Source organism: Actinophytocola sp., from assembly GCF_035634895.1.
In the GTDB taxonomy this organism is placed as follows: domain Bacteria; phylum Actinomycetota; class Actinomycetes; order Mycobacteriales; family Pseudonocardiaceae; genus Actinophytocola.
Genome location: NZ_DASQCC010000007.1, coordinates 1 through 11,511, shown reverse-complemented (window position 1 = coordinate 11,511; position 11,511 = coordinate 1). Strand labels below are relative to the sequence as shown.

8 protein-coding genes are annotated in these 11,511 nt (G+C 72.5%); 6 read left to right on the top strand and 2 right to left on the bottom strand.

The annotated features are described in order from the left end of the window. The 6 genes from VET29_RS01570 to VET29_RS01545 all read left to right on the top strand — a co-directional run. The coding region (locus VET29_RS01570) for a S8 family peptidase (protein WP_324913559.1) at positions 1-1,406 on the top strand (1,406 nt) is incomplete at its 5' end. 98 nt (positions 1,407-1,504) lie between these two features. Next, the gene (locus VET29_RS01565) at positions 1,505-1,951 is read left to right on the top strand and encodes a DUF3592 domain-containing protein (protein ID WP_324913557.1); all 447 of its coding nucleotides are present in this window, start codon (positions 1,505-1,507) and stop codon (positions 1,949-1,951) included. Between the two features lie 129 nt (positions 1,952-2,080). After that, on the top strand, positions 2,081-4,354 hold the full coding sequence (locus VET29_RS01560) for a SulP family inorganic anion transporter (RefSeq protein ID WP_324913561.1): 2,274 nt from the start codon (positions 2,081-2,083) through the stop codon (positions 4,352-4,354). A gap of 78 nt (positions 4,355-4,432) precedes the next feature. After that, positions 4,433-5,581, top strand: a complete 1,149-nt coding sequence (locus VET29_RS01555) for an alkaline phosphatase PhoX (protein ID WP_324913555.1) — start codon at positions 4,433-4,435, stop codon at positions 5,579-5,581. Between the two features lie 117 nt (positions 5,582-5,698). Next, positions 5,699-8,371, top strand: a complete 2,673-nt coding sequence (locus VET29_RS01550; protein ID WP_324913553.1) for a PEP-utilizing enzyme — start codon at positions 5,699-5,701, stop codon at positions 8,369-8,371. 186 nt (positions 8,372-8,557) lie between these two features. After that, positions 8,558-8,860, top strand: coding sequence for a hypothetical protein (locus tag VET29_RS01545; protein ID WP_324913551.1), 303 nt, complete (start codon positions 8,558-8,560; stop codon positions 8,858-8,860). Between the two features lie 457 nt (positions 8,861-9,317). Here the strand turns inward: VET29_RS01545 and VET29_RS01540 are convergent, their stop codons facing one another. Both VET29_RS01540 and VET29_RS01535 read right to left on the bottom strand, forming a co-directional pair. Continuing rightward, entirely contained in the window at positions 9,318-10,739 is a 1,422-nt protein-coding gene (locus tag VET29_RS01540; protein WP_324913549.1) for a HAMP domain-containing sensor histidine kinase, read from the bottom strand. After that, positions 10,736-11,413 (bottom strand): response regulator transcription factor, encoded by a 678-nt coding sequence (locus VET29_RS01535; RefSeq protein ID WP_324913546.1) that lies wholly within the window; start codon positions 11,411-11,413, stop codon positions 10,736-10,738. Before VET29_RS01535 ends, VET29_RS01540 begins: the two co-directional genes overlap by 4 nt. Positions 11,414-11,511: the final 98 nt, after the last annotated feature.

Below are 11,511 nucleotides of genomic sequence, written 5' to 3'. Positions count from 1 at the left end.
ATTTCGTGGTGCTCGGGCCGCAACACGGCTCGCTGCACCGGACCGAGGCGTCCATCCGCGCGGCGGGCGGCCAGGTTCTGCAGGCCTGGCCGCAGATCGGGGTCGTGATCGCGACGTCGCCGAGCGCGGGCTTCGCGGCGTCGGTGCGCCGCAAGCCCGGTGTGGTGGCGGCGGGCGCGTCCCGCAACCTCGCCGAGCTGGGCCTGTCCACCACGGCGGCCCGCACGGCCGGGTCCGCGCAGCGGCAGGAGATGCTCGCGTCGCCCGACGCGGTCGTCGACAAGGCCGCGGCGGGGACCAGGCACGGCGGTGGCGCGGTGGCGCCCGAGCCGCTCGAGGCCAACCAGTGGGACCTGCGGCTGATCAAGGCCGACAAGGCCAACGCGATCTCCGGCGGCAGCCGGAAGGTGCTGGTCGGCGTGCTCGACTCCGGCGTCGAGGCCAGTCACCCGGACCTGGCGGCGAACGTCGACGCGTCGAAGTCGGTCGGCTGCACCGACCAGGGCGTGCCGGACACGTCGCCTGCCGCGTGGGCACCCACCACCAGCACCCACGGCACCCACGTCGCGGGTGAGATCGCCGCCGCCAGGAACGGCATCGGCGTCGCCGGGGTGGCGCCGAACGTGCGGCTGGCGTCGGTGAAGGTCGTGGACGACGACGGGTTCATCTACCCCGAGTACGCGATCTGCGGGTTCGTCTGGGCGGCCGAGCACCACATGGACGTCACGAACAACTCGTACTTCATCGACCCGTACTTCCTCTGGTGCACGACCGATCCCGACCAGAACGCGGTGATCAAGGCGGTCAAGCGCGCGGTGGACTACTCGGTGCACAAGGACGTCGTGAACGTCGCCGCGCTGGGTAACAGCAACTGGGACCTGTCGCACCCGATCACGGACTCCGGCAGCCCCAACAACGGCACGCCGGTCACCAGGACCGTCGGCAACGAGTGCCTCGACCTGCCGGCCGAGCTGCCCGGTGTCGTCAGCGTGTCCTCGGTCGGGCCGGAGAACCGCAAGTCCTTCTTCTCGAACTACGGGATCATCGAGACCGACGTGACCGCACCGGGCGGCGACTCGATGCAGGTCGCCGACACGCCGGACCGCAACGGTCGCGTCCTGTCGACGGTCATGGGCGGTGGCTACGGCTACCTGCAGGGCACCTCCATGGCGTCCCCGCACACCGCCGGGGTGGTGGCGCTGATCCGCAGCACCCACCAGCGTTACTCGGTCGGACAGGTGTTCGGGACGCTCGGCCTGGAGGCCGACCGGATCGCCTGCCCGCCGGGTGGCACCTACGACCCGACCGGCACGGGCGCGTTCCTGGCCAACTGCCAGGGTGGCCGTACCGGCAAGGGTTTCTACGGCGCGGGCCTGATCGACGCGCTTGACGCGGTGACCCGCTAGAGGTCGATGTTCCGGTGGCTGCCCGCGAGGGTGGCCACCGGAACGTTCCATCGGGCAACTCGTTGACTTCGCCCAAGCGCCCGGCGGACCGTGAGGCCATGCATCCCGCCGTCCGCCGTGTCGTCAAGGTCGTACTGCTGGCCCAGGTGGCGTGGTCCGTGCCGCTCGGCGTGGTGCTGGCGCTCACCGTCCACTGGTCGTTCCTGCTCGCGTTCGGCGGTGTGGCGCTGGCCGTCCTGGCGGTCCTGCTGGGCTTCATGTTGGCGTGGCAGCGCGCGGATCTGCGCCGCGAGGCGCTGCTGACCCGCGGCGCGCGCATGCCGGCGCTGCTGGTCGCCTCCCGTGCCACCGGCACCCGGATCAGGAACCGGCGGCTGGTGGTGCACGTCTTCGAGGCACGTCCGGAAGGCCGGGTCGTGCGTGCGGAGGTGCGGGCGTTCGTCCACCTCCCGGTCGGCGCCGCGGCCACGATCGCCTACAACGCAACGGATCCGGTCCACGCGGTCGTCGTGGAGGACCTGGAACGGTCGTCACTCGGTCACTGAGCAGGGTGGACTTCGCTTCACCCACTCGGTTACGCCGCAACGTGTATCGCCAGGTCAACCCGGATCGATGCGCTCGTGAGCATCATTCGTGTAGCGGACACGCCCGCGATCGTCGGGTTTCCTGTGCTCATGATCGAGCCGACGAACCAGGATCTGCCGCCGCCGGCCCGCACGTGGGTCTCGCGGGTCCGGAACAGTCTCAAGCACGATATCCCTGCCTCTCTCGTCGTTTTCCTCGTCGCCGTCCCGATGTCGCTGGGGATCGCCTTCGCGTCCGGGGCGCCGCTCGTCGCCGGTCTGATCGCCGCCATCGTGGGCGGCCTGGTCGCCGGCCTGCTCGGTGGCTCACCGCTCGGTGTGAGTGGGCCGACGGCCGGGCAGACCGTGATCATCGCGGAGGCCGTCCAGCACTTCGGCTGGCCGGCGACCTGCGCGGTCACCGTCCTCGCCGGCCTCGTGCAGGTGGTGCTCGGGTGGAGCCGCGTCGCCCGTGCGGCACTCGCCATCTCACCCGCGATCGTGCACGGCATGCTCGCCGGCATCGGCGTCATGATCGTGCTGGCACAGCTGCACGTCGTCCTCGGCGGTGACATGCAGACCTCGCCGGTCGACAACCTGGTCGAGCTGCCGGGCCAGGTGCTGGACTTCCACGGACCGTCGATGTCGGTCGGCCTGCTCACGATCGGCCTTCTGGTGGTGTGGCCCCGGCTGCCGGCCGCGGTGCGCAGGGTGCCGGGGCCACTCGCCGCGGTGGTCGCCGTGACCGTGCTGTCCCTGGTGGCCGGCATGACGCTCGACCGTGTCGGCGTGCCGGACCACGCGCTGCGCATCGACTTCGTGCCGGCGCTGCCGGACGGGGAGTGGCTCGCGTTCACGTTCACCGCGCTCGTGATCGCCGTGATGGCGAGCACGGAGAGCCTGCTGTCCGCGGTCGCCGCCGACAGGCTGCACGGCGGGCCGCGTGCCGACCTCGATCGTGAGCTGGTCGGCCAGGGGGCCGCGAACATCGTCTCCGGCTCGCTCGGCGGCCTCCCGGTCACCGGTGTGATCATCCGCAGCACCACCAACATCGCCGCCGGCGCCCGCACCCGAGCGGCGGCGGTGTTGCACGGCCTGTGGATCCTGTTGTTCGTCGTGCTGCTGGCCGGCGTGCTGCGGACGATCCCGCTCGCCGCGCTCGCCGGCCTGCTGGTGTACGTGGGCGCCCGGCTGGTCGACCTCGACCGCGTCCGGGCGGTGCGCCGGCACGGCGACCTGCTCGTCTACCTCGCGACGCTGGCCGGCGTGGTCGTGCTCGACCTCATGAGCGGCGTGCTGGTCGGCCTCGGCGTCACCGCGGTGCTGACGCTGCGGCGCCTGCTGTGGACGGGCATCCGCGCGGAGCAGGACTCCGGCGGATGGCGGATCGGCGTCGAGGGCGCGCTCGCCGCGGTGTCGATCCCACGGCTGTCGGTCGTGCTCAACTCCATCCCGGCCGGCGCGGACGTGACGCTGGAGCTGGTCGTCGACTACCTCGACCACGCCGCGTTCGACACGCTTTCCTCGTGGCAGCAGGCACATGAGCGCACCGGCGGGACGGTGGCCGTCGAGGAGCGCGGGTACCCGTGGTTCGCCCACGGGAAGGCCGGGACGCCGACCGTCGGCATGGCCGCCGCGCGCCGGACCGTGCCGAGGTGGTTCGCGCCGTGGTCGGACTGGCAGCGCGTCGCGGCGACGGTCATGCCCACGCAGCGGTCCGGGCCGCCGTCGGTCCTGGACGGCACCGCCGAGTACGAGCGGCGGGTGGCCGGGCTGGTGGGTCCGATGTCCCGGCGGCTCGCGAACCCGCACAAGCCGGAGACGCTGTTCCTCACCTGTGGGGACGCGCGGATCGTGCCGAACGTGATCACCTCGAGCGGGCCCGGTGACCTTTTCACGGTGCGCAACATCGGCAACCTCGCGCCGGCCGGCGCCGACGACTCGGTGGCCGCCGCGGTCGAGTTCGCCGTCGGAACCCTTGGCGTGCGGGAGATCGCGGTGTGCGGCCACTCGTCGTGCGGTGCGATGAAGGCGCTCGTGTCCGGCCCACCGGCCGGCGGGCCCGCGCTGTCCTCGTGGCTGCGGCACGCTTTGCCGAGCCTCGACCGGTTCCGCACGAGCCCGCCGCTGACCGTCGACGGCGAGCTGCCGGCCGTGGAGTGGGACCGGCTCGCGCTGCACAACGTGCTCACCCAGCTCGACCGGCTCCGCGCCCACCCGGCGGTCGCGGCGGTGGAGCAGGGCCGGCTCCGGCTGATCGGCATGTACTTCGACGTCACCGCCGCCCGCGTCTACCTGCACGATCCGGCCACGGACGACTTCGTGCCCGCGTCGTCCACAGTGGACAGATCGGCGAATGGCCGGCCAACCGATCCCGTGGCGTAGGGCCACGTTCATCGCCGGGTGGGTGCCGCCCGTTTACGCTGCGGTGGGTAAGCGGGCGACCACCCTTCGGAGGTAGATGTGAAACGACGCAACTTCCTGCGCGCCGCCGTGATCGGCGCGGGTGTCACGGCGTTCGGCAACACCCTCACCCCCGGCGCCATGGCGGCGCCCGCGCAGAACGGGCCGAGCCCGTACGGGGCGCTGCGGGCCGCCGACGCCAACGGGATCCGGTTGCCGGCCGGGTTCACGAGCCGCGTCGTCGCGCGGTCGGGCCAGCAGGTCGCCGGCTATGCCTGGCACAGCGCGCCGGACGGCGGCGCGGTGTTCGCCGACGGCGACGGCTGGATCTACGTCTCCAACTCCGAGGTCAACCCGGGCGGCGGCGCGAGCGCGCTCCGCTTCGATGCGAACGCCACCATCACCGACGCGTACCGGGTGCTGTCCGGCACCCGGCAGAACTGCGCGGGCGGCGCGATGCCGTGGGGCAGGTGGTTGTCGTGCGAGGAGGTCGACCGCGGCTTCGTCTACGAGACCGACCCGTGGGGCGGCGCGGCCGTCCAGCGCCCGGCGATGGGCAGGTTCACCCACGAGGCGGCCGCGGCCGACCCGGTCCGCCAGGTGATCTACCTGACCGAGGACGTGCCCAACGGCTGCTTCTACCGGTTCGTGCCGACGGCCTGGGGCGACCTCGCCGCCGGCACGCTGCAGGTGCTGGTCGCGGGCTCCGCCACGAGTGGTTCGTTCACGTGGGGGACCGTGCCCGACCCGGGCGGCTCGCCGACCGTCACCCGCGACCAGGTGTCCGGCGCGAAGCGGTTCAACGGCGGCGAGGGCCTGCACTACGCCAACGACACGGCGTGGTTCACCACGAAGGGTGACAACCGGGTGTGGCAGGTGAACCTGGCGGACGACACGTTCGAGCTGGCCTACGACGACTCGCTCGTGACGAACGGCTCGGCCCCGCTGACCGGCGTCGACAACGTCACCGGGTCGTCGTCCGGGGACCTGTTCGTCGCGGAGGACGGCGGCAACATGGAGATCTGCATCATCACCCCGGACGACATCGTGGCCCCGTTCCTGCGGGTCAGCGGACAGAGCGCGTCGGAGATCACCGGTCCGGCGTTCACCCCGGCGGGGGACCGGCTCTACTTCTCGTCACAGCGTGGTACGACCGGCTCGTCCAGCGGCGGCATCACCTACGAGGTCACAGGCCCATTTCGGAGGTGAGGTCGGCGTAAGCTCCCGTCACCGCGCGTGTAGCGTGCCGCCCGGTAACGCCATCCGTGGGAACGGGTGGGCGAGGATGGGTGAAGCGAGTCGGGGCGCGGCGGGAAGGGGCCAGTGATGCGCGTTCTCATCAGCGGAGTCACGTCGGACCTCGGTCGCGTGTTCGCCAGGGCGGCGCTGGGCGCGGGGCACGAGGTCATCGGCGTCGGCGTGCACGCACACCGTGACCTCGCACCCGAGGTCGCGTTCACCGCCGGCGACGCCGCGACGGCCGAGTCACTGGTGGCCGGCACCGATGTCGTGGTGCACCTGTCGCCGGTGGAGCGCGACGCGCCGGACTCGGGTGGCATCCCCGCGCTGCGCCGGATGGCGGTCGCCGCCGCGCGGCACGGGATCCGTTTCATCGCGCCGATCGCGCACGGCCCGGACGCCGCCGACGCGGACCGGGTGGTGCGTGACACCGGCACTCGCCACGTCGTGATCCGGACCGCGCCGCTGGGCGGCCGGCTGCTGGACTGGCAGGCGTGCCGGACCGCCGCGACGCTGCTGAACGCGCCCCGCGATACCCAGTGGCGGCTGCTGCACACCGACGATCTCGTCCGTTTCCTGTTGTACACGCTCACCTCCGACCGCACCGGGGTCGTGGCGCTGGCCGCGCAGGACGTCATCCTGGCGGGCACGGCCCGGGAGGCGATGCGGGGTGTCACCGCGCGCGGCATCCCGAGCTGGCCCGCGATGTCCACCTCGGAGCGCAAGGGCACCGCGCGCGACTGGGGTTTCGAGTGCGGCTGGACGTCCGCGGACGTGGTGGCGGACCTCGTCCGCGGCGCCCGCGGCCGGCAGCTGGCCAAGAACGGCGCCGAGGAGGACGTGACCCGGCTGCCGATCCCGGCCGAGCCGATTCCGCGGCACCGGGCACCCGCGGATGGCACGTCACTCGTGTCCGTCGCGCTGCCGAGTGTCGCGGTGGAGCTGGACGACCGGATCGACACGCGGTACCCGGTCTTCAGCATGCAGCAGACGGCCGAGCTGTTCCCGACCCGGCTGACCCCACTGTCGATCGACGTGCACACCGCGGGGCTGCGGGCCGCGGGCCGGACCATCGCGCGGCTGGCCGGGGTGCCCGGCCCGATCGCGGACGAGTGGGAGAGCCGCGGGCACGCGGTGTTCGGGCATCACCTTTACGCGGGGGTGTCGGCGGCCGCGGCGGCCCCGTTGCCGGGCTGGACCGAGCAGGCCGTCGTCGACTCCTATGTCCGTCCGCGTGCGGACGTCGACCTGTTCCCCGAGGACGACCGGCCCGACATGCCAGGTGGCGTGAAGGGGCTCGGCACGCGCCTCGCCGCGTGGTCCCGCTTCACGCGGATCGCGCGCCGGTACCGGGCGGCCGTGCGAGACTTCGCGGCCGCCGCGGAGAGCGAGCGCCTGCCGGACGGCCTCGAGACCCGGCCGGACGCGGAGCTGGCCGTGCGGGCACGGTTGCTGCACGACCGGCTGGCGGAGGGGTGGACGCTGACGCGGCTCGGCGAGCACCTCGCGCACGTCGCGGCGGGACCGTTGCGTAAGCGTGCCAAGGGTGACGTCGCCGCGCTGGGCCGTGGCGCGGACGTCGCGAACGAGCCGACGTTCCCGGCGGTCGCCGAGCTGGCGGACGTGTTGCGTGCCGACGAGGACCTGCGCGCGCTGGCGGAGTGGGGCGACCTGGCCCCGGTGCTGGAGAAGTCGCCGGAGTTCGCGGCGGCGTTCGACAAGGCCCTGGCCCGGATCGCGCACCGCGGGCCGGGGGAGACCGAGCTGTCCGGCACGCCGTTCGGGGAGCGGCCGGAGCTGCTGTTCCTGGCGGCACTGAGCGCGTCACGCAAACCAAACCCGGAACCCCCGGCGGCGCCGGCCCCCGAGGCGACCCCCGACCCGGAAGCCGAGCCACAGCCGGGAACCGACCTCGCATGGCCGTCGGACGAGCCGACGACCAAGTTCGTGCCGACGACCAACTTCGCGCCGTCACCCACCAAACGGGAACCGGGCGAGGCGCCGGCCTGGCCGACCACGGACCCCACCGAGGAGCCCGCGGACTCCACCCCGGACGAGTCCACCGAGGACAAGAAGACCGTGGACGCTGTGCCGCGCGTGAAGCGAAGGTTCGCCGAGAAGCTGGCGATCGCCGGGCAGCGGCAGCGGGAGCTGGCCATCGACGCGACCGTCCGCTACACCGGTGAGCTGCGCAGGCTGGTCCGCGAGTGGGGCCGCCGGCAGGTGCACAACGGCCGCCTCGTGGACGTCGACGACGCGTTCTACCTCACGCTCGACGAGCTGTTCGGCCTACCGGCCGACGTCCTGTCCCGGGTGGAACGGCGCCGCGGGGACCGGGAACGGCTGTCCGGAGTGCGGATGCCAGCGGTGATCAGCGGCTCGTGGCGGCCCGAGGTCGTGGACTATCCGACGCCGGAGGGCAAGCAGCTGCACGGGATCGGGGTGTCCGCCGGGGTCGTGGAGGGTCCCGTCCGGGTGCTGACCGAGCCCAGGGCCGACGTCGAGCTGGGTGACGTGGTCGTCCTGCGCGCCGCCGACGTCGGACACGCGGTCCTACTCGGCGCGGCCGCCGCGATCGTCACCGACCTGGGCGGCCCCCTGTCCCGAGCGGCAGTCGTGGCCCGCGAGCTGGGCGTACCGTGCGTGACCGGTACCCGGGACGCCTCGGCACGACTCTCACCCGGCACCCTCGTCCGCGTCGACGGCGAAACCGGCGACGTCACCGTCCTCACCCCCGCGTCCGCCTCACTTCGCACCTAGCCCCACCCTCCACACAGCCCGGCCTCCACACACAGCCCGGCCTTCGCGGACGGTCCGAGTTCGCCGTGGCCCGGCCTGCGTGGATGGCCGGGGTTCGTGGATGGCCGGCCTCCGTGGATGGCCGGGTTCGTGGGCGGGCCGCTTCGTTTCGAAATGCGGGCGTCGAGACAGCGCTATCGTCGCCTTATGAGCGGACCGCAGGACGAGCCGGTGCTCGACGCCGAGATCGTCGAGCAGAGCAAGGACCTCACCACCACCCCCACCCCGCCCGTGGTGGTGCCGGAGGGTGACTACACGCAGGCCGGCGTGCCGACGTTCGACTACGTGCGCGACCGCATCGAGAACCGCGTCGCCACCGGCATCGGCTCCCAGGAACTGGCCGACGCCACCCCGGAGGGCAAGGCGGTAGACGACCAGTTCGAGGCCCGCAAGAAGGCAGGCCAGAACAAGCTGGAGGAGATCCGCCGCGCAATGCGCGGCGACTCATAACACCCACCGTCGCGAGTCCCGCACCCAAACATACCGAGTCCCGCGTTCGTGCATACCGAGTTGCGGGTTCGTGCATACCGAGTTGCGGGTTCGTGCATACCGAGTCCCGCGTTCGTGCATACCGAGTTGCGGGTTCGTGCATACCGAGTCCCGCGTTCGTGCATACGGGTTGCGGGTTCGTGCCTACCGGGTTGCGAGTTCTGCAGATCTTGGCCTTGGTCCACCTTCCCCACCCACCGGGCTGGGACCTCAGTCGTGTGCACGAAACCGCAGTTCAGGGTGTTTGAACGCGAGACTCGCGCGGAGGTCAGGGCCGGGCATCTGCGGGTCGTGAGGTGGATTCGGATTGGCAGATTCGGGGAGGCGGATTCGGGAGGTCGCGCCCCTCGCCGGAGGCGGTGTGCAGTGCGGCCACGCCACGGTGTGGTTGGCGACCACTCGGGCGATGGCGCGAGGGTCAGTCGGTCTGGTCCTTCTGGTCCGTCTGGTCGGTCGGGAGGTGGATCCGGAACGTCGCACCCTCGCCGGGGGCGGTGTCCAGTTCGACCGTCCCGCCGTGGGCGGTGACCATCGACCAGACGATCGCGAGGCCGAGGCCCGCGCCGCCGGCGCCGTTCTCGCGGGCCCGGGACGTGTCCGCGCGGTAGAATCGTTCGAACACCTGTCCCGCCTGTTCGGCCGGCAGGCCCGGACCGTTGTCGGCGATCTCCAGCACCGCCTCGCCGTCGGCCGTGCCCACGCCCACCCGCACCGCGCTGCCGGACGGTGTGTGCGCGATCGCGTTGCCCACCAGGTTGCTCACCACCTGCCGGAGCCGGGACTCGTCGCCCACGACCGGCGCCGGCGCCGGGTCCTCCGCCGTGCCGAGGCCGGTCAGGCGGACGGGCCGGGTCGGGTCGAGTGCGCGTAGGTCGTGCAGTGCGTCCGCGGCGAGCGTGCGTAGGTCCATCGGCGCACGCCGTAGCTCCAGTCCCCGCTCGTCCAGCTGCGCGAGCAGCAGCAGGTCGTCCACCAGGCCGGTCAACCGCAGGGACTCCCGTTCGATGCGGTCCATCGTCGCGTCGATCTCCGCGCCGCCCAGGCGGTACAGCTGTGCGAACCCGCTGATGCCCGCCAGCGGCGTGCGTAGCTCGTGGCTGGCGTCGGCCACGAACCGCCGCAGCCGCTCCTCCGACCGGGTCCGCGCGGCCACCGCACGCTCGATCTGCGTGAGCATCCCGTTTAGTGCGCTGGTCAGCCGGCCGACCTCGGTCGCGGGAGACATCGTGAACGGGACCCGCCGCGACAGGTCGCCGCCCGCGATGGCGGCCGCTGTCTCCTCGATGCGGCGCAGCGGCCGCAGCCCGGCCCGCACCCAGAACCAGCCCGCGGCGGCGAGCACGGCCAGCAGTCCGGCGCCGACCAGCACACACAGCAGCAGGACCTGGTTCATCGTTTCGTCCACCTGGGACAGTGACCCGGCGACGACCAAGCTGCCGCCGCCGGACCGCGTCGGCAGCGCGAGCACCCGCCAGCCGGGCACCTCGAACGCCACTCCGCGCCTCGCCGCCACCGACGCACGGTCCAGCTCGGGCAGTTCCGGCACCTCGCTGCCGTGCAGCGACAGCGACGGGTTGCCGTCGGAGTCCAGGTAGGCGAAGTAGAAGTCCTTGACCTGCGCGGGCGGCTTCCGCACCTGCTCGTCCTCGGCCAGCCCGCGCAGGAGCGGCTCGGGCAGGATCGACAGCGCGCCCGCCGCGACGGTCACCTGCAGGTCGACCCGGTCCACCAGCGGTTTCCGCAGCGCGACCAGCACCACCGCGTCGCTCGCGACCATGCCGGCGGTCAGCAGCGTCAGCGCGACGATCAGGACCCGCGCCCGCAGCGACAGCCGCCTCATCGCGGCGTGCGCAGCACGTAGCCGACACCGCGGACGGTGTGGATCAGCCGCGGCTCCCGGTTGTCGACCTTGCGGCGCAGGTAGCTGATGTACGACTCGACGATGCTCGCGTCGCCGCCGAAGTCGTAGCGCCACACGTGATGCAGGATCCTGACTCGTTCCAGCACCCGGTCGGCGTTCTCCATGAGGAACCGCAGCAGCGTGAACTCGGTGGGGGACAGGGAGATCTCCGTACCACCGCGGATGACGAGCCGGGCAGCGGGATCCAGCTCGAGATCACCCGCCACGAGCACCTCCCGTGCGCCGCCGCCCGTACGCCGCAGGATGGCCCGGATGCGGGCGACCAGCTCCTCCAACCGGAACGGCTTGGTCACGTAGTCGTCGCCGCCCGCGGTCAGCCCCCGCACCTTGTCCTCGCCGGCGTCACGGGCGGTGAGGAACAGCACCGGCACGTCCTGACGTCCGTGCCGGAGCCGGCGCAGCACCTCGAACCCGTCGAGGTCGGGCAGCATCACGTCGAGCACGACCAGGTCGGGCGGCCGGCTCGCGGCGATCTGCAGCGCCTCGGCCCCGCTCGCGGTGGTGGACACCGCGAACCCGGCGAAGCGCAGGCTCGCCGCGAGCAGCTCCCGTAGGGTCGGGTCGTCCTCCACCACGAGCAGATTGGCGTTCACGCCGGCTCCTCGCCCGACCCGCGCGGCCGACCCGCCCCATGCGGCCGACCCGCTTCGCGCGGCCGACCCGCTCCGCCCGCTCCGCCCGCTCCGCTCAT